The organism is Actinoplanes oblitus, assembly GCF_030252345.1.
Classification (GTDB): domain Bacteria; phylum Actinomycetota; class Actinomycetes; order Mycobacteriales; family Micromonosporaceae; genus Actinoplanes; species Actinoplanes oblitus.
This window is the reverse complement of sequence record NZ_CP126980.1, coordinates 7,584,159-7,602,607: the sequence shown is the minus strand read 5'-3', so window position 1 is coordinate 7,602,607 and position 18,449 is coordinate 7,584,159. Positions and strand designations below refer to the sequence as shown.

The window sequence follows — 18,449 nt, the reverse complement described above, 5'->3', positions numbered from 1 at the left end:
ATAATTCTCAGCGGCGGCACAGGGGGCCCGCGTATCGGCGGGCGCAGCGGTTAAGCTTTGCCCGCGATCGGGAGCCTTTCATGGACTTTCGTTGATGAATAGCTCCTTCGCTTTTCGAAAAGACTGGGCCGGGGACAGGGAGACGCGGGTTGCTGGTGTGCGGGGAGAGAGCGTGACGCACGGCTTCACCCGGGGCGTACGCCTCGGGGTGGACGTCGGACAGGTGCGTGTCGGGGTCGCCAAGTGCGATCCGGACGGCATTCTGGCCAGTCCGGTGGCGACCGTGGCACGGGACCAGCAGGCCGGCGAGGACAAGCTCCCCACCGACCTGGCGGAGCTGGCCCGGCTGGCCGACGAGCACGAGGCGGTCGAGATCGTCGTCGGGCTCCCGGTCGCGCTGAACGGGCGCGAGGGCGTGGCGGCCGGCCACGTCCGGGCGTACGCGCAACGACTCGCCGAGGTGCTCGCGCCGCGGCCGGTCGTCCTCTCCGACGAGCGGATGTCGACGGTCGTCGCCAGCCGTAGGCTGAGCGAACGGGGCGTCCGAGGGCGTCGGCAGCGCGCGGTCGTCGATCAGGCGGCCGCCGTGGAGATCCTGCAGGGCTGGCTGGACGCGCAGCGGAGGCAGACTTAATTGATCGACGAGTTGGATGCCGCATTCGACGGGGCCGGTGAGGACCCGGGTCGCTGGCGACATCGCAAGAAGAAGGGCGGCGGCCGGACGCTGCTCACGATGGCCCTGGTCATCGTGCTGCTCGGCGCGCTCGGCGGCGGAGCCTACTTCGGGATCGGCAAGGTGAAGGGCTTCTTCTCGGCCGAGGACTACCCCGGTCCCGGGACCGGCTCGGTGGTCGTCGAGGTGAAGTCCGGCGACACCGCGACGGCGATCGCCAACACCCTGTACAAGCTGGGTGTGGTGAAAAGCGCCGCGGCCTTCGTCGACGCCGCCAAGGACAACCCGAAAAGCAAGGACATTCAGGTCGGATCCTATCTGCTCCGCAAGGAGATGAAGGCCGCTGACGCGCTGACCGCGCTGCTCGACCTGAAGAACAAGAACGTCAACAAGGTCACCATCCCGGAGGGCCTGATCTCGCTGCAGATCTTCGACAAGCTGTCGCAGGCGACGAAGATCCCGGCGGCCGAGTTCAAGAAGGCGGCGAAGGACCCGCAGAAACTGGGCGTGCCGGCGCTGTGGTTCAAGCGTCAGGACGGCAAGAAGGTCGACAAGACCAACATCGAGGGCTTCCTGTACCCGGCGACCTACGAGTTCCCCAAGGATGCCAACGCCACCCAGATCCTGCAGACGATGATCAAGCACTTCAACGCGGAGATGGACGAGCTGGACTTCGCCAACCAGGCGACCAGCAAACTGCACATCTCACCGTACGAGGCGCTGGTCGCGGGCTCGATCGCGCAGGTCGAGGCGCTGCTGCCGGAGGACATGGGCCCTGTCGCGCGGGTGCTCTACAACCGCGCCTACCTGGGCACCTTCCCGTGTGGCTGCCTGCAGCTGGACAGCACCGTCAACTACTGGCTGCGGATCAGCGGGAAGGACGCGAAGGCCTCGGAGAAGCTGCTCGCCTCCGAGCTGCACGACCCGAAGAATCCGTACAGCTATGACGTCAAGGGGATGGCGATCGGTCCGATCAGCAATCCCGGTGAGGTCGCGCTGAAAGGTGCGATCAACGCGCCGAAGAACCAGTTCTTCTTCTTCGTGACCATCGACAAGAAGGGCACGATGGCGTACGGGAAGACCAACGACGAACACCGGGCGAACATCCGGAAGGCCTGTAAGAACGGCATTCCGCTGTGCGGTAACTGAGCTGCCACGCATCGACGGCCGGCCGGGAATTCCCGGCCGGCCGTTCGCGTGAGGTAGCGCCGGGAGTCGATCCGTGACACCCTTCCCGTCGTAGTTCCAGCCGGGGGCTTGGCATGCTGGACGCGCAGCGGAGGCAGAAATGCTTGACGATCTCGATGCGGTGCTGGAGGAAGAGGAACAGGCGCAGCCGGCCGCGTCACGGCACCGGAACCGGAGCCGCGGCGGTCGTTCGGCGATCGCGTTCTTCATGAGCCTGGTCCTGCTCGGCCTGCTGGTCGGCGGCGGCTGGTTCGCCTACAGCAAGGTGAAGGGCTTCTTCGTCGCCGACGACTACGCGGGCCCGGGTGGCGCGGAGGCGATCGTGCAGATCAAGACCGGGCAGTCGGCCACCGACATCGGCACCACGCTGGTGCGGCAGAAGGTGGTCGCCTCGGTCGACGCGTTCACCGACGCGGCCAAGGACAACAACCGCAGCAAGAACATCCAGGCCGGCTGGTACCGGCTGAAGGTCGAGATGAAGGCCAGCGACGCGCTCGCCGCGCTGCTCGACCCGAAGAGCCGCTGGGTCAACAAGGTCACCATCCCGGAGGGGCTGTCCTACCAGCAGACCTTCCAGAAACTGTCGCAGGCCACCAAGATCCCGGTGGCCGACTTCGCCAAGGCCGCGAAGAACCCGGTGGCGCTCGGCGTCGACGAGGCCTGGTTCCGGCGCGGTGACGGCAAGCCGGCCGACAAGACCGACATCGAGGGCTTCCTCTACCCGGCGACCTACGAGCTGTCGCCGCGGGCGGACGCCACCGAGGTGCTCAAGACGATCATCGGCAACTTCAACGCCGAGATGGAGAAGCTGGAGTTCGTCCCGACGGTGGAAAAGGGCCGGGGCGGGATCTCGCCGTACCAGGCGCTGATCGTGGCGTCGATCGCGCAGGCCGAGGCGCTCAAGGACGAGGACATGCCCAAGGTGTCCCGGGTGATCTACAACCGGGCGTACGGCGAGTTCCCCTGTCACTGCCTGGGCCTGGACAGCACCGTCAACTACTGGCTGCGGATCAGCGGCAAGAAGGTCAAACCGTCCGAGAAGCTGACCCAGTCGGACCTGCACAACCCGAACAACCCGTACAACACGCACGACAAGCCGGGCCTGCCGCCGGGACCGATCGGCAACCCGGGCCAGGCCGCGCTGAAGGGCGCGATGAGCCCGACGAACAACTTCCCGTACTACTACTTCATCAGCATCGACACCAAGGGCACCATGGCGTACGGCAAGACCGGTGCGGACCACGACCGGAATCGGCTGCGTGCCTGTCAGAACGGCATCCCGCTCTGCTGAGCGTGGCTTCGTAGAATACGGCGGCGACTCCCCGACGACGACAAGGATGGGACCCGCTGTGCAGACCACCAGCCCTCGACGGGCGGCCGTCCTCGGCAAGCCGATCGCCCACTCGCTCTCGCCGGTGATCCATCGGGCCGGGTTCGCGGCGGCCGGTCTCGAGGGGTGGACCTATGAGGCGATCGAGTGCGGCGAGGCGGAGCTGGCCGGCCTGGTCGCCGGGCTCGGCCCGGAGTGGGCCGGGCTGTCGCTGACCATGCCGCTCAAGGAGGCCGCGCTCACGCTGGCCGGCTCGGCCACCCCGGCCGCGATCGCCGCCGGGGTGGCCAACACGCTGGTCCGGCAGCCGGACGGCGGCTGGCACGCCGACAACACCGACATCCCCGGCATGGTCCGTGTGCTGCGCGAGGCCGGCGTCGGCACGAGCACCGGCCGGCACGCGGTCAAGGAGGCGCCGCCCCGGGTGACGGTGCTCGGCGGGGGCGGCACCGCGCGGGCCGCGCTGGCCGCCGCGGCCGAGCTGGGCGCCGAGGTGGTCACCGTGGTCACCCGCCGCCCGGAGGCGCGCACCGAGCTGGAGCCGGTCGCCGCCGCGCTCGGCCTCAAGCTGGAGGGCGCCGACTGGGTCGCCGCGCCGGCCGCCTTCGACGCCGACGCGGTGATCTCCACGGTCCCCAAGGGCGCCGCCGACCACCTGGCCGCCGAGATCACCTGGCGGCCCGGCACGGTGCTGTTCGACGCGCTCTACGACCCGTGGCCGACCCCGCTGGCCGCCGCGGCGTCCGCGGCGGGACTGCCCGTGGTCTCCGGGCTGGACCTGCTGCTGGCCCAGGCCCTGAGCCAGTTCGAGCAGTTCACCGGCGCCGAGGCGCCCGAGGACGCGATGCGGACCGCCCTCGACGCCGCCGCCCGCAACCGGGCCGCTTAGGCGATGTCGTTCAAGGCCGACTTCAAGAGCTCAATCGAGGTCAACTTCAAGATCTTCATTTACGCGGGCCCAGCGGGGTGCGGATCGCATGCTCCCGCGCGGGCCGGGTGGGCTGATCTGGCCGCTGCGCGTCCAGAACGATCAGCCCACCCTGCACTGTCCGCGGGTGGTTCCGGAGATCAAAACCGGCACGTCGCCCGCCTGCGCTGAGCGCACGGTCGACGCGGCGCGGGACCGCACCTGGTCGGGCCGCCGCGGTCCCGGCCGTGCTGGTGGAGGAACGCTCACCGGGTCCGGGCGTGTCGGTGGGTGGAGGGCCGCCGCGTCCAGGGGTCGTGCTGGCCGGTGGGCTGGCTGCGTCCGGGGTCTGCTGGTGGGTGAGCGGCCGTCGGGTTTGTGGGCCTCGACGGGTTGCCGCGGCGCGGCGAGGGCTGGTCAGTGCAGGGCCGGCAGGGCCGGCTCGAGGTCGTCGACCGGGAGGTGCTGGGGGCGGACGACCAGGTAGCAGACCGCGGTGGCGGCCAGCATGCCGCCGAACACCACTGTCGCCATCGCCACGGCGCCCACGCCGAGCACGCCGACCAGCGGGGCGGCCAGTGCGCCGACGCCGAACTGGACGGCGCCGAGCAGGGCCGCGGCGGTGCCGGCCACCTCGCCGTGCCGGGCCAGCGCGAGCGCCGGGGCGTTCGGCATGACCAGGCCGACCATGGCCAGCACCAGCCAGAGCGGGATCAGCACGCCGGCCAGGCCGCCCCGCCCGGTGGCGGCGGTGAACAGCAGGACCAGGCCGAAGCCGAGCCCGGCGAGCAGCGAACCGCCGAGGATCCGCTGCGGCGTCCAGCGGCGCAGCAGCCGCACGTTGCACTGGGTGGCGCCGATCAGCCCCACCGCGCCACCCGCGAAGATCAGCGCGAACTGCTGCTCGCTCAGGTGGAACTCGTCCTGGAAGACGAAGGACGAGCCGCTCACGTACGCGATCAGGGCCGCCATCGCGAGACCGGCGACCAGGATCAGGCCCACGTAGACCCGGTCGGTGAACAGCCGGCCGTAGTCGCGGGCGGTGCCCCGCAGGCCGCCGTTGCGCCGCCGGTCGCGGGGCAGGGTCTCGGGCAGCACCACGGCGGCGGCCGCCATGATCGCCATCCCGACCGCGGTGAGCACCACGAAGACGCCCCGCCAGGACGTCCAGTTCAGCACCAGGCCACCGATGGTCGGCGCCAGGATCGGCGCCACGCCGACGACCAGCATCAGCCGGGAGAAGAGCCGGGCCGCCGCCATGCCGTCGAACAGGTCGCGCACCATCGCCATCGCGATCACCGCGGCGGCCGCGGCGCCCAGGCCCTGGATCACCCGCAGCGTGCCGAGCACGGCCAGGTCGGGCGCGAGCACGCAGCACACCGAGGCGAGCACGTGCACCCCGATACCGGCGAGCAGCGGCACCCGCCGGCCCACCGCGTCGGCCAGCGGGCCGATCAGCAGCTGGCCGACCGCCAGGCCGACCAGGGTGCCGGTGAGGGTGAGCTGTACGGCGGCGGCGGTGGCGTGCAGGTCGGTGGTGATGGTGGGCAGCGCCGGCAGGTACATGTCGATGGTCAGCGGCCCGAGCGCGCTGAGGAAGCCGAGCACCAGGACCATCCGGAAGCGGCGCCCGAGGGGCAGCAGCTCACCGCGGGAGCGGCCGTCGGCGGGCAGGGTCGGGTCAGGTGTCTCGGCCACGTCCACGACAAGCCGGCCCCGGAGCGGGATCTTCCGGCCGGCGACGATTGGTAACGGTCGTCACACCGGGTGACCGGGTGCCGGCTGCGGGCGTACCCCTGATCGGGTTTGATCTTGAAGATCTGTCCGGAGAGCGGGATCCGCGTGCCTCGCGTCCGGGTGCGGGCGGCGCGTCTCTAGACTGCAGCCATGCTGCGCTGGCTTACTGCAGGTGAATCGCACGGACCGGCGCTCGTCGCGCTGCTCGAGGGTGTTCCCGCCGGGATCGAGGTGACGAGCGAGGACATCACTCGTGACCTGGTCCGCCGTCGCCTGGGTTATGGGCGCGGCGCCCGGATGAAATTCGAGCAGGACGAGGTCGAGTTCATCGGCGGCGTGCGGCACGGCCGCACCCTGGGCAGCCCGGTCGCGATCCGGGTGGGCAACACCGAGTGGCCCAAGTGGGAGACGGTCATGTCGGCCGATCCGGTCGACCCGGAGGTGCTCGCCGCGCAGTCGCGCAACGCGCCGCTGACCCGCCCCCGCCCCGGTCACGCCGACCTGGCCGGCATGCAGAAGTACGGGCACACCGACGCCCGCCCGATCCTGGAGCGGGCCAGCGCCCGGGAGACCGCGGCCCGGGTCGCCGTCGGCGTGGTCGCCAAGCAGCTGATCAAGCAGGCGCTCGGCATCGACATCGTGTCGCACGTGATCGAGCTGGGCTCGGTCGCCGCCAAGTCCGGCCTGATCCCGACGCCCGACGACGCCGACCGGATCGACGCCGACCCGCTGCGCTGCCTCGACCCGGAGGCCAGCGCGCGGATGGTCGCCGAGGTCGACGCGGCGAAAAAGGACGCCGACACGCTCGGTGGCATCGTCGAGGTGCTGGCCTACAACATCCCGCCGGGCCTCGGCTCGCACGTGCAGTGGGACCGCAAGCTGGACGCCCGGCTGGCCACCGCGCTGATGTCGATCCAGTCGGTCAAGGGCGTGGAGATCGGCGACGGTTTCACCCAGGCCCGCTCGCGTGGCTCGGTCGCGCACGACGAGATCGTCCCCACCGCGGACGGGGTCAAGCGCGTCACCGACCGGGCCGGTGGCCTGGAGGGCGGCATCACCAACGGCGAGCCGCTGCGGGTCCGTGCCGCGCTCAAGCCGATCTCCTCGCTGAACCGGGCGTTGCAGACCATCGACATCCTCACCGGCGAGCCGGCCACCGCGATCAACCAGCGCTCCGACGTCTGTGCCGTGCCGGCCGGCGCGGTGGTCGCCGAGGCCATGGTCGCCCTGGTGCTGGCCGAGGCCGCGACCGAGAAGTTCGGTGGCGACTCGGTCGCCGAGATCCGCCGCAACCTGGCGTCGTACCTCGACGCGCTGGTGATCCGCTGATGGCGCCGGTCGCGGTCCTGGTCGGGCCGCCCGGCGCCGGCAAGACCACGATCGGCGAGGCGGTCGCCGGGGCGCTCGGTGTGGGCTTCGCCGACACCGACACGATCATCGAGCAGCGGGCCGGCAAGCCGATCCCGGACATCTTCGTCGAGGACGGTGAGCCGGCGTTCCGTGCCCTGGAGCGTGCCGTGGTGGCCGAGACGCTGTCGTCCTACGACGGCGTCCTGTCGCTCGGCGGCGGCGCGATCATGGACGAGTCGACGCGGAAGCTGCTGCTCGGGCACACGGTGGTGTTCCTGTCGGTGGAGCTGGCCGACGCGATCAAGCGGGTCGGGCTGGGGGCGGGGCGGCCGTTGCTGGCGATGAACCCGCGCGCCACCATGAAGTTCCTGCTGGAGCAGCGGCGGCCGCTCTACACGGAGGTCGCCACCCACACCGTGATCACCGACGGCCGTGAGCCGGCCGAGATCGCCGTCGAGGTCACCGCGCTGCTGGGTGCCTAGGCCACGCCGCAGCCCCGGTCGGACTCCGACCACGGTCTGGCCTCACCAGGCCAGTTCGGCTCGCCGGGAGACCCGGATCGTGGCGGGAAGCAGGTCGCGTCCGCTGATCTGCTGACCCCGGCGCACGATGACGCGCAGAGGCCCGCCCTCCCAGTCGACCAGCGGAGAGAGATCCAGGCTGCCGGGCGAGTGGAGCGCCAGCGAACTCATCTGGCGATGCCGCAGGAGCGGTCCGAGGTCGGGCGAGTGCTCGTCGAACTCGACCATGAGCTGTGTCAGCGATCGCGGTGATCGCAGCGAACGTACCGTCGGTGAGTCGGCGTTCGTCACCCGCAGGCTTTGCATGGTCGGCACGGTCGCGGCGAACCCGAGGTCAGGCGGGTCTCCGTTCCAGAAGTTGACGTGCTCGAGGTGTGGGAAGGCGGCTCCCCAGTCGCCGTCGGGGACGGTGGGACGCCGGTCCATGGCACCGAAGCCGAGAGTGGTGATGGGGCAGTTCCGCAGCCCGGCGAGCGAGTCGACCCGTCCGCCTTCGAAGTAGATGCCTCTCAGATCCGTCAGCGCGGCGAGTGTGCTCAGGTCGCGCACCTCGCGCAGGCTGAGGTTGAGGTACTGCAGCCAGCTCATCTCCGCGATGGTGGTCAGCGCTTCGGCGTCGACGCTGCCAGGTGCGTAGAGAGTCAGGACCCGCAGGCGTGGCAGCCGGACCAGCGAGCGGATCTCCGCCGCGGTCGGCCGCCGGGCGTCCGAGGTGATCAGAAGGTTCTCCAGGGCGGGATGCCGGTCAAGGGCGTTCAGCCGGCCGTCCCAGCCCAGACGGAGATGGAGCCACTTCAGGTGCGGGAGGGGTGGGCAGGCGTCGAGATCGCAGCGGGTGTCGAAGACCGCCTGGAGGCCGGTCAGATGGCGGAGATGGTGGGTGGCGGCCAGGAGGCTGGGCTCGGTGACGCCTGCCTCGCCGTCGTCCAACGGTGCGTCGGCCAGTACCCGTTCCGCGTATTCGTACGGCTCGAAGTACTTCCACGACTTGATCAATTCGAGCTGCACCCGCCTGCGCGCGTCGTGAGTGAAGCGCCCCAGGATCTCGATCGCGCGCGGCCCGTTGATCAACGCGGCTGTGGCGATCGTCGCCGCTGCCTGGGCCTCGCTCAACCTGGCGGGATTGCCTTCCAAGCGCCGGAGCAACGGTTCGCCCACCGGTTGCAGCGACCGCGATTCCGGGAGGCTGCGCGGCGGCAGCAGGCCGGCCAGCCGGCGTTCCACCTCGGCCAGCAACTCCGGCGGCAGCGCGGGAAGTGCCTCCAGGCAGGAGGTGGCCAGCAGGATCAGGGCCCGGCGATGTCGTGACTCGGCGGCGGCTCGGTGGAGCAGACCGTCGATGATCTCGGTTCGCATCGGCCGGTTCGCGAGTCCGGTCGCCATGATGATGATCTCGCGCCATCCGTCCAGATGCGCCTGGCCCACCAGCAGACCGGCCATCGCCTGCTCCGCCGCCTCCCTCGCGGCGAGATACTCCTGGACGGTCCGGTGCACGAAGTCGATCCGCTCCGCCGCCGGTTCTCGCAGGACACCGCTGCGTTCGACGAGATATTCCAGCACCGTTCCGGCCGATGCCGTGATCCGGTGCATGCCGGCCAGCCGGCGGCTCACATACGCCTCGGCCTCCGCCCGGGACAGCTCGGAGCGATTGTTCAGCGAGATCCGCCAGGCCAGGTCCTGCAGCAACTGCAGGCTCTCCGGGACAGTCATGTCGGGCAGGGCCGTGGTCACCCCCCGGTCCTGGTCGCGCTTGTGCAGGAGCATGTCGACGGCGGCCTGGTAGATACCCATGCGGTCGGGCGGCAGGTTCGTCTGGCGGTCCAGGTTGAGCGCGCACAGCATGGCCGCCATCAGGGGGTTCCCGGCGAGCCGGGACAGGTGCCGGTTGGCGGCCAGCTGGGTGAGCAGCGCCTGCTCATAGCGAGGAAGCTCGGACGGCGGACACGGCAGCGACGGTGACGTCCGGGCCGCCTGGTGCCACTGGTCGATCAGCGCTCGGACATCGGCGGGGGAGAGGCGATCCAGCGTCAAGGGTTCGAAGCCCTCGGCTTCCAGCCAGCGGACCGGCGCGGCCGGCGGCCGGGAGGTCACCACGACCAAAATGTCCGGGTACGCGGTCAGCAGGTCCCGCAGCCACCCGCGGACCGGGGCGCGCCGTTCCACCGGCAGCTCGTCCACGCCGTCCACCAGCAGTAATGCTCGGCCGTCGCGGAACTGCTCGGTGACCCAATGGCCGGGCTTCGCGCCCGCCACGGGATCGGCGACGCCGGTCAGGAACTGCTCCGGGGCGGGCAGGGCGTCGGGCCAGCTCCGCAACTTGATCAAGAAGGGCACCCGGCCGTTCCAATCGGAGAGCGCGCCGGTGAAGCCGCCTCTGGACGCCGTCACCGCGAGCCACCGCAACAGGGTGGACTTCCCCGCGCCGGCCTCGCCGCGGATGAGCGTGCGAGTGCGCCGGGAGAGGGCTTGCTCGACCCGCTCGGAGTCGGCACCGTCGAGGCGGGCGTGACGGAGCAGCCCCGGGTCCCAGAAGACCCGCTGCGAACGGCTGGTCGAGCCGTCGCCGATGACCGCCAAGCTGATGTAGGCGACGCTCAGGGTGGTGCGAGGCCGGTACTGGGTGTCGAGGCCGACCAGTTCCAGGGTGTTCAGCTTCTTGGCGAGGAAGTCCCGGTACCGGGAGAGGAAATCGGTGGTGGAGTCCGGAACTGCCAGGGCCAGCTTGTGCACTGCCTCCGTCATCAACTCGGTGACCTCGGACAACCGGGACAGGATCGCCACCTGCGCACGGTTGGTGAACGGCGCGGTCTGCACCACGAACTGCGTGAAGCACCGCGCGCAGTCCTCCAGCATCACGTCGTAGAGCCGCGACCCGAGCTCGGACAATCCGGCCGGCGGCTCCGCGGACCGGAGATGAGGCAGCAGTCGAGCCGGCTGAAGGTCCGCGCCGAAGAGCGCGTCGTCGCTCAGGTCCGCCCGGCCGAACGTGTCCGCGACCGCTTCCAGGGCCGCGATCACCTCGTTCTCCGGCAGCTCCGCGAACCTGGTGCGGATCAACGGCTGCAGCCGCTCACCCACCTCGTCGACCACCGCATCGATCTCCCGCTGCCCGCGTCGGCGGGAGAACTCGTCCTTGGCCCGCTGCCGCAGTAGGTCACTGAGCGGCAGCGAGCGTTCCCGTGCGGATCTCCTGGCGCCGAGCCAGTGCCGGAAGAACGGGGTAACCACCGCTTGTCCGACTTTCAGCAGTGCCGCCTCGACAGTGGTCACTCCACGCACGGTACGAACGCCGGACACGGACAGCAAGCATGGCTCGCGCGAACCGCCCACCTGGCGGAACTGAACCGAGCGGGGCGAACGGTACGTGACCGCACGGATAGGGTGACGGCCGTGGTGACGCGAATTTCGGTGCATGGTGACCGTCCGTACGACGTGCTTGTCGGGCGCGGGCTGACCGGCGAGCTTCCGCGACTGATCGAGGGGGCCGCCCGGGTGGCGGTGCTCTACCCGCCGACGCTGCGGGAGCGGGCCGAGGCGGTCGCCGCGGTGACGGATCGGCAGACCGTCATGATCGAGGTGCCGGATGCCGAGGGCGGCAAGACCGTCGAGGTCGCGGCCGGGTGCTGGGATCGGCTCGGGGCGGCCGGCTTCACCCGTACCGATGTGGTGGTCGGGGTCGGCGGCGGGGCGACCACCGACCTGGCCGGTTACGTCGCCGCGGCCTGGCTGCGCGGGGTGCGCTGGATCCCGGTCGCCACCTCGGTGGCCGGCATGGTCGACGCGGCGGTCGGCGGCAAGACCGCTGTCAACATCGCCGCCGGCAAGAACCTGGTCGGCGCGTTCCATCCGCCGGCCGGGGTGCTCTGCGACCTGGACGCGCTGGACACCCTGCCGCGCGAGGACATCGCCGCCGGCCTGGCCGAGGTGGTCAAGGGCGGCTTCATCGCGGATCCGCGGATCCTGGAGCTGATCGAGGAGAACCCGGAGGCGGCGCTCGACCCGCGCGGCGACGTGCTGCGCGAGCTGATCGAGCGCAAGGTCCAGGTGAAGGCCGACGTGGTCGGCGTGGACCTCACGGAGTCCGGCCTGCGGGAGATCCTGAACTACGGGCACACGTTGGGCCACGCGATCGAGCGCCGGGAGAAGTACACCTGGAAGCACGGGCACGCGGTGGCGGTCGGCATGATCTTCGCGGCGGAACTGGGCCGGTTGTCCGGGCGGCTGGACGAGGCCACGGCGGCCCGTCACCGGCAGATCCTGGAGATGCTGAGCCTGCCCACGTCGTACGCGAAAGAGGCCTGGAGCGACCTGGCGGCCGGGATGCGCGTCGACAAGAAGACGCGGGCCGCGACCTTGCGGTTCGTGGTGCTCGACGGCCTGGCGAAACCCGGCATCCTGGCCGGACCGGACGACGACCTGCTGCGGCGGGCCTACGACGAGGTGGCGCGATGATCTACGTGCTGAACGGGCCCAACCTGAACCGGCTCGGCACCCGGGAGCCGGACATCTACGGCAGCACGACGTATCAGGACCTGGTCGACATGTGCCGGACGGTCGCCGACGACCTCGGCGCGACAGTGCGGATCCGGCAGACCAACGCCGAGCACGAGATGCTGGAGTGGCTGCACGCGGCCGCCGACGAGGGCGCCGACGTGGTGCTCAACCCGGGCGCCTGGACGCATTACAACATCGCGGTCCGGGACGCCTGCGCGATGTTGCGTGGCAAGCTGATCGAGGTGCACATCTCCAACATCCACCAGCGGGAGGAGTTCCGGCACCACTCGGTGATCTCGGCGGTCGCCACCGGGGTGATCGCGGGGCTCGGTATCGACGGTTACCGGCTGGCTTTGGAGCACATCTGCCGGTAGACCCGATTCGCCCTCACCAGGTCATCGCCGGTAAAGTGGTTCGGTCACCGATTCGCGTCAAGATCAAGGCAGGACATGGCTTCCACCAACGACCTGAAGAACGGCCTGGTTCTCAACCTCGACAAGGAGCTGTGGTCCGTCGTTGAGTTCCAGCACGTCAAGCCCGGTAAGGGTCCGGCCTTCGTGCGGACCACGCTGAAGCACGTGCTGTCCGGCAAGGTCGTCGACAAGACCTTCAACGCCGGCACCAAGGTCGAAACCGCGACCGTGGACAAGCGCACGATGCAGTATCTGTACCAGGACGGCGACGACTACGTCTTCATGGACCTGGACACCTACGAGCAGATCCACGTCCCCGGCGCCACTGTCGGTGACAACGCCAACTACCTGCTGCCCGAGGCGGAGGCCACGGTCGCGCTGCACGAGGGCGTGCCGCTCTACATCGAGCTGCCGACCAGCGTCTTCGTCGAGGTCACCTACACCGAGCCGGGCCTGCAGGGCGACCGCTCGACCGGTGGCACCAAGCCGGCGACGATCGAGACCGGCGCCACGGTCCAGGTTCCGCTCTTCATCACCACCGGTGAGAAGATCAAGGTCGACACCCGCGACGGCCGCTACCTCGGCCGCAGCTGATGGCCGAAGGTCCCAAGAAGGAACGGCTTGCGCGTCGTAAGGCGCGCAAGCGTGCGCTGGACGTCCTCTTCGAGGCCGACATGCGCGATCTGCCGCCGAGCCAGGTGCTGGTCACCTATCTCGATCGGATCGCCAAGCCGCACCCCGAGCACCTGGCTTACGCGGTCACCCTGATCGAGGGTGTCGCCAAGCATCTGGACCGGATCGACGAGCTGATCGCGAGTTACGCGGAGGGCTGGACGATCGACCGGATGCCGGTGGTCGACCGCAACCTGGCCCGGATCGCCGTCTACGAGCTGCTCTACGAGCCGGACGTGGACGACCCGGTGGCCATCACCGAGGCCGTCGAGCTGGCGAAAGAGATGTCGACCGACGACAGTCCGCGCTTCCTCAACGGCTTGCTGGACCGCATCGCGGCATTCGCGACAAGGTAGGAAAAGCGCAAAACGGCTCGGACCGCTTCGGTCCGGGCCGTTTCTGTTTTTCGGTACGAAGGTTTCTGTTTTTACGGTACGAAGTAAGCCCGCGTCGATCTGGGGGGCCGACGCGGGCTCTTCTGATTGCGCGGACTCAGCCGGCTCAGCTGGCGAAGAACGCCCGCGGGTCGGCCACCAGGACACCCTGCTCGGTCAGGCGCTCGATCAAGCCGGACGGCGAGATGTCGTAGACGATGGCGAGGGCGCGCAGGTCGTCGGCGCGGATCGACAGCACCCGGCCGTTGTAGTCGCCACGCTGCTGCTGAATGGCCCGGGCGTACCGCGCCACGTAGGCGAGGTCCTCACCGGTGGTGTCGTAGAGCTTCTCGAGGTCCAGCACGATCTTGTTGGTGGCCTCGAGGCGGATGCCGCTGCCATCGGGCAGCAGCTCGGAGACGGGCACCCGGTAGAAGTCGGCCAGTTCGGCCAGGCGGGACACGGTTACCGCGCGGTCACCACGCTCGTACGAGCCGACCACGACAGCTTTCCAGCGACCGTTGGACTTCTCTTCGACTCCCTGCAGGGACAGGCCCTGCTGCTGGCGAATCGAGCGCAGGCGAGCGCCCAGCGACTTCGCGTACTCAGACGGCATTCGGACACTCCCAGTACTGTGCTGTGCTGGCCCGGAGGGTTCTTCCTCACGGATCGCTACGCTGCGTGACGGTACGGAGTTTGCGACCGCCGGTCAAGTGTTGGTTACCGATGAGTCGTGTGGGCCGCACCAAAGTTACCGGCTGTATCCCTACTTGCAGAATTTGTCCGTATTGTCTGCGGGTCAGGCAGGTCACCCTGGTCAACGCTCCGGCCACTGGTAACGTAGCGTCAGCCATCGGGCCAGGTCCGCACGGACACCAGCCCGATCCCGACGTCCTTTAACGACCCGTCCCGTGAGGCGGGGAAGGAGGTCCGCCGTGGCACAGCCACGCGCAGACGCGCCTAGCAAGATCATTTTGGCTGGGTCCGACCTGTCCCGGGTCGTCGACCGGATCGCCCATCAGATCCTGGAGAAGACGTCCGGCGCCACCGGCACCGTGCTTCTCGGCATCCCGACCCGCGGTGTCCCGCTCGCCCATCGCCTGGCCGCCCGGATACACGCCTTCGAGGGCGTCGAGGTCCCGGTCGGTTCCCTGGACATCACGCTCTACCGCGACGACCTGCGCCTGCAGGCGACCCGCGCGCTCGGCAAGACCGAGCTGCCGGCCGGCGGCATCGACGGCCTGCGGGTGATCCTGATCGACGACGTCCTCTTCTCCGGCCGCTCGGTGCGCGCCGCCCTGGACGCCCTGCAGGACCTCGGCCGGCCCAGCTCGGTGCAGCTCGCGGTGCTGGTCGACCGCGGTCACCGGCAGTTGCCGATCCGCGCCGACTACGTCGGCAAGAACATCCCGACCGCGCTCAGCGAGAGCGTCAAGGTCGCGCTCACCGAGATCGACGGCACCGACGAGGTACGACTGATCGGAGGCCTCCAGTGATCAAGCACCTGCGTTCCGCTGCCGACCTGGACGCGGAGACCGCCACCCTGATCCTGGACACCGCCGGCGAGATGGCCGCGCTCTCCGGGCGCGAGGTGAAGAAGCTGCCCGCGCTGCGCGGGCGCACCGTCGTGAACCTGTTCTACGAGGACTCCACGCGCACCCGGATCTCCTTCGAGGCGGCGGCCAAGCGGCTCTCCGCCGACGTGATCAACTTCTCGGCCAAGGGGTCCAGCGTCTCCAAGGGCGAGAGCCTCAAGGACACCGCGCTGACCCTGCAGGCGATGGGCGCCGACGCGGTGGTCATCCGGCACTCGGCCAGCGGCGCCCCGCACCGGCTGGCCGGCTGGGTGGACGGCTCGGTGGTGAACGCCGGCGACGGCACCCACGAGCACCCGACACAGGCGCTGCTGGACGCGTACACGATGCGCTCCCGCCTGGGCCGCCTCGACGGCCTGAAGGTCTCGATCGTCGGCGACGTGCTGCACAGCCGGGTGGCCCGCTCCAACGTGCTGCTGCTGACCACGCTCGGCGCGCAGGTCACCGTGGTCGGCCCGCCCACCCTCATCCCGCTCGACGTCGCCGCCGCGCTGTCGGAGAAGACGCAGGTCTCCTACGACCTCGACAGCGTGCTGCCGGACAGCGACGTGGTGATGATGCTGCGCGTGCAGACCGAGCGGATGCAGGACTCCTACTTCCCGTCAGCGCGCGAGTACAGCCGCCGCTACGGGCTCGACGTGCCGCGGCTCAAGAGGCTGCCGGAGCACGCGATCGTCATGCACCCCGGCCCGATGAACCGCGGGATGGAGATCGCGCCCGAGGTGGCCGACTCGCCCCGCTCCACGATCGTCGAACAGGTCGCCAACGGCGTCAGCGTCCGGATGGCCGTCCTCTACCTGCTCCTGGGAGGCAAGTGATGGCGTACCTGCTTAAGGGCGTCTCGATTCTCGGCGCCGCGCCGAGCGATCTCTTCATCCGCGACGGACAGATCGCCTCTTCCGATGAACGCACCGACGTCGAGGTCATCGACGCCACCGGGCTGGTGGCCCTCCCCGGCCTCGTCGACGTGCACACCCACCTGCGTGAGCCGGGCCGCGAGGACGCCGAGACCGTCGAGACCGGCTCCCGCGCCGCGGCCCTGGGCGGCTACACGGCCGTCTGCGCGATGGCGAACACCTCGCCGGTCGCCGACACGGCCGGCGTGGTCGAGCAGGTCTGGCGCCTGGGCCGCGAGGCCGGCCTGGTCGACGTGCAGCCGATCGGCGCGGTCACCGTCGGGCTGGCCGGCAAGCAGATGGCCGAGCTGGGCGCGATGGCCAGCTCCGCCGCCAACGTCCGGATCTTCTCCGACGACGGTTTCTGCGTCGCCGACCCGAAGCTGATGCGCCGCGCCCTGGAATACGTCAAGGCGTTCGACGGGGTGATCGCCCAGCACGCCGAGGAGCCCCGGCTCACCGAGGGCGCGCAGATGCACGAGGGCGAGGTCAGCACCCGGCTCGGCCTGACCGGCTGGCCGGCTGTCGCCGAGGAGGCGATCATCGCCCGGGACGTGCTGCTGGCCGAGCACGTCGGCAGCCGCCTGCACGTCTGCCACGTCTCCACCGCCGGTTCGGTCGAGGTGCTGCGCCAGGCCAAGGCCCGCGGGGTCCGGGTCACCGCCGAGGTCACCCCGCACCACCTCCTGCTGACCGACGAGCTGGCGAGCGGTTACGACCCGGTTTTCAAGGTCAACCCCCCGTTGCGTACGCAGGACGACGTCGCCGCCCTGCGCCAGGCGCTGCGGGACGGGGTGATCGACGTGGTCGCCACCGATCACGCCCCGCACGCGGTGCAGGACAAGGAATGCGAGTGGTCGTACGCCCGGCCCGGCATGCTGGGTCTGGAGACCGCGCTGCCGATCGTGCTGAGCGTCTTCGGCGAGCAGTGGGACCTGATCGCCGACCGGATGTCCGTCGCGCCGGCCCGGATCGCCGGGCTGACCGGGCACGGCGGTGACCTGACCAAGGCCGGTACGCCGGCCAACCTCACGCTGGTGGATCCGAAGGCGCGCTGGGTGGTCGACCCCGGTGGCCTGGCGAGCCGCAGCAGGAACACGCCGTACGCGGGGATGACCCTGCCCGGTCGCATCGTCGCGACCTTCCTGCGGGGCGAAGCGACTGTGCTGGACGGGAAGGCTGTCAAGTAATGGCTAAGGCGATTCTGGTGCTGGAGGACGGACGCTCGTTCTCCGGCACGGCTTACGGTGCCGTCGGGGAGACCTTCGGCGAGGCGGTCTTCACCACCGGCATGACCGGTTACCAGGAAGTCCTCACCGACCCGTCGTTCCACAAGCAGGTGGTGGTGCAGACCGCGCCGCAGATCGGCAACACCGGCGTCAACGACGAGGACGACGAGTCCGGCCGGATCTGGGTCTCCGGCTACGTGGTCCGCGACCCGGCCCGCCGCCCGTCCAACTGGCGCTCCACGGGTGACCTGGGCGAGCGCCTGGCCGCCGAGGGCGTCGTCGGGATCAGCGGCATCGACACCCGCGCCCTCACCCGCCACCTCCGCGAGCGCGGCGCCCAGCGGGTCGGCATCTCCTCCGTCGACCTCGACGTGACGAGCCTGCACGACCGGGTGCTGGCCCAGCCGCAGATGCTCGGCGCCGACCTCTCCGCGCAGGTCACCACCGGCGAGAAGTACACGGTCGAGGCCAAGGGCGAGCACCGCTACACGGTCGCCGCGCTGGACCTGGGCATCAAGCGCAACGTCTCGCGCCGGCTGGCCGCCCGCGGCGTGACCACGCACGTCTTCCCGGCCTCCTCGTCGATCGAGGACCTGCTGACGGTCAGCCCGGACGCGGTGTTCTTCTCGCCCGGCCCGGGTGACCCGGCCACCGCCGACGGGCCGGTCGCGCTCGCCCGGGAGGTGATGCGCCGCCAGGTGCCGCTGTTCGGCATCTGCTTCGGCAGCCAGATCCTCGGCCGGGCGCTCGGCTTCGGCACCTACAAGCTCGGTTACGGCCACCGTGGCATCAACCAGCCGGTGCTCGACAAGACCACCGGCAAGGTCGAGGTGACCAGCCACAACCACGGCTTCGCTGTCGACGCCCCGATCGGCCGGGTGCTCGACACCGAGTTCGGCGGGGTCGAGGTCTCGCACGTCTGCCTCAACGACAACGTGGTCGAAGGGCTGCGCGGCATCGAGGTGCCCGCCTTCACCGTCCAGTACCACCCCGAGGCCGCCGCCGGCCCGCACGACGCCGACTACCTGTTCGACAGGTTCGTCGAGCTCGTCGAGAAGAAGGGCTGACGC

Annotated in this window: 17 protein-coding genes; 14 read left to right on the top strand and 3 right to left on the bottom strand. The window is 70.0% G+C overall.

Annotated features, from left to right (window positions below; genetic code table 11):
* Positions 1-172 precede the first annotated feature (172 nt).
* The 4 genes from ruvX to Actob_RS33770 all read left to right on the top strand — a co-directional run bounded on the left by ruvX (position 173) and on the right by Actob_RS33770 (position 4,080).
* Complete coding sequence (gene ruvX / locus Actob_RS33785; RefSeq protein ID WP_284915939.1) at positions 173-634, top strand: Holliday junction resolvase RuvX; 462 nt, start codon at positions 173-175, stop codon at positions 632-634.
* Positions 635-1,822 carry an endolytic transglycosylase MltG gene (gene mltG / locus Actob_RS33780; protein WP_284915938.1) on the top strand — a complete coding sequence of 396 codons (1,188 nt, stop codon included), beginning with the start codon at positions 635-637 and terminating at the stop codon, positions 1,820-1,822.
* A gap of 139 nt (positions 1,823-1,961) precedes the next feature.
* On the top strand, positions 1,962-3,152 hold the full coding sequence (mltG, locus tag Actob_RS33775) for an endolytic transglycosylase MltG (protein WP_284915937.1): 1,191 nt from the start codon (positions 1,962-1,964) through the stop codon (positions 3,150-3,152).
* A gap of 46 nt (positions 3,153-3,198) precedes the next feature.
* Complete coding sequence (locus Actob_RS33770; protein ID WP_407653472.1) at positions 3,199-4,080, top strand: shikimate dehydrogenase; 882 nt, start codon at positions 3,199-3,201, stop codon at positions 4,078-4,080.
* 435 nt (positions 4,081-4,515) lie between these two features.
* Here the strand turns inward: Actob_RS33770 and Actob_RS33765 are convergent, their stop codons facing one another.
* Positions 4,516-5,796, bottom strand: a complete 1,281-nt coding sequence (locus Actob_RS33765; RefSeq protein ID WP_284915935.1) for a multidrug effflux MFS transporter — start codon at positions 5,794-5,796, stop codon at positions 4,516-4,518.
* Between the two features lie 189 nt (positions 5,797-5,985).
* Between Actob_RS33765 and aroC the strand changes: the two genes are divergently transcribed.
* On the top strand, positions 5,986-7,164 hold the full coding sequence (gene aroC / locus Actob_RS33760) for a chorismate synthase (RefSeq protein WP_284915934.1): 1,179 nt from the start codon (positions 5,986-5,988) through the stop codon (positions 7,162-7,164).
* Entirely contained in the window at positions 7,164-7,667 is a 504-nt protein-coding gene (locus tag Actob_RS33755; RefSeq protein ID WP_284915933.1) for a shikimate kinase, read from the top strand. Before aroC ends, Actob_RS33755 begins: the two co-directional genes overlap by 1 nt.
* A gap of 42 nt (positions 7,668-7,709) precedes the next feature.
* On the opposite strand, the gene Actob_RS33750 is transcribed toward Actob_RS33755, so the two are convergent.
* Complete coding sequence (locus Actob_RS33750; RefSeq protein ID WP_284915932.1) at positions 7,710-10,976, bottom strand: NACHT domain-containing protein; 3,267 nt, start codon at positions 10,974-10,976, stop codon at positions 7,710-7,712.
* Positions 10,977-11,096: 120 nt separating this feature from the next.
* Here Actob_RS33750 and aroB point away from each other — a divergent pair, with 120 nt between their 5' ends.
* The 4 genes from aroB (at position 11,097) to nusB (ending at position 13,641) form a co-directional block, all read left to right on the top strand.
* The gene (gene aroB, locus Actob_RS33745) at positions 11,097-12,158 is read left to right on the top strand and encodes a 3-dehydroquinate synthase (protein ID WP_407653471.1); all 1,062 of its coding nucleotides are present in this window, start codon (positions 11,097-11,099) and stop codon (positions 12,156-12,158) included.
* Complete coding sequence (aroQ, locus tag Actob_RS33740) at positions 12,155-12,574, top strand: type II 3-dehydroquinate dehydratase (RefSeq protein ID WP_284915930.1); 420 nt, start codon at positions 12,155-12,157, stop codon at positions 12,572-12,574. The genes aroB and aroQ overlap by 4 nt, the downstream gene beginning before the upstream one ends.
* Positions 12,575-12,649: 75 nt before the next feature.
* Positions 12,650-13,207 carry an elongation factor P gene (gene efp, locus Actob_RS33735; RefSeq protein WP_014693428.1) on the top strand — a complete coding sequence of 186 codons (558 nt, stop codon included), beginning with the start codon at positions 12,650-12,652 and terminating at the stop codon, positions 13,205-13,207.
* A complete protein-coding gene (gene nusB / locus Actob_RS33730) occupies positions 13,207-13,641 on the top strand; it encodes a transcription antitermination factor NusB (protein WP_284915929.1) in 435 nt (144 codons plus the stop codon). The genes efp and nusB overlap by 1 nt, the downstream gene beginning before the upstream one ends.
* 145 nt (positions 13,642-13,786) lie before the next feature.
* On the opposite strand, the gene bldD is transcribed toward nusB, so the two are convergent.
* On the bottom strand, positions 13,787-14,275 hold the full coding sequence (gene bldD, locus Actob_RS33725; RefSeq protein WP_014446326.1) for a transcriptional regulator BldD: 489 nt from the start codon (positions 14,273-14,275) through the stop codon (positions 13,787-13,789).
* Positions 14,276-14,570: 295 nt separating this feature from the next.
* Between bldD and pyrR the strand changes: the two genes are divergently transcribed.
* Genes pyrR through carA form a run of 4 tightly spaced genes read left to right on the top strand, consistent with a single transcriptional unit; the run spans position 14,571 to position 18,446 of the window.
* The gene (gene pyrR, locus Actob_RS33720; protein WP_407653470.1) at positions 14,571-15,155 is read left to right on the top strand and encodes a bifunctional pyr operon transcriptional regulator/uracil phosphoribosyltransferase PyrR; all 585 of its coding nucleotides are present in this window, start codon (positions 14,571-14,573) and stop codon (positions 15,153-15,155) included.
* Positions 15,152-16,072 (top strand): aspartate carbamoyltransferase catalytic subunit, encoded by a 921-nt coding sequence (locus Actob_RS33715; protein ID WP_284915927.1) that lies wholly within the window; start codon positions 15,152-15,154, stop codon positions 16,070-16,072. The genes pyrR and Actob_RS33715 overlap by 4 nt, the downstream gene beginning before the upstream one ends.
* Positions 16,069-17,340 carry a dihydroorotase gene (locus tag Actob_RS33710; RefSeq protein WP_284915926.1) on the top strand — a complete coding sequence of 424 codons (1,272 nt, stop codon included), beginning with the start codon at positions 16,069-16,071 and terminating at the stop codon, positions 17,338-17,340. The genes Actob_RS33715 and Actob_RS33710 overlap by 4 nt, the downstream gene beginning before the upstream one ends.
* The gene (gene carA / locus Actob_RS33705; RefSeq protein WP_284915925.1) at positions 17,340-18,446 is read left to right on the top strand and encodes a glutamine-hydrolyzing carbamoyl-phosphate synthase small subunit; all 1,107 of its coding nucleotides are present in this window, start codon (positions 17,340-17,342) and stop codon (positions 18,444-18,446) included. Before Actob_RS33710 ends, carA begins: the two co-directional genes overlap by 1 nt.
* Positions 18,447-18,449: the final 3 nt, after the last annotated feature.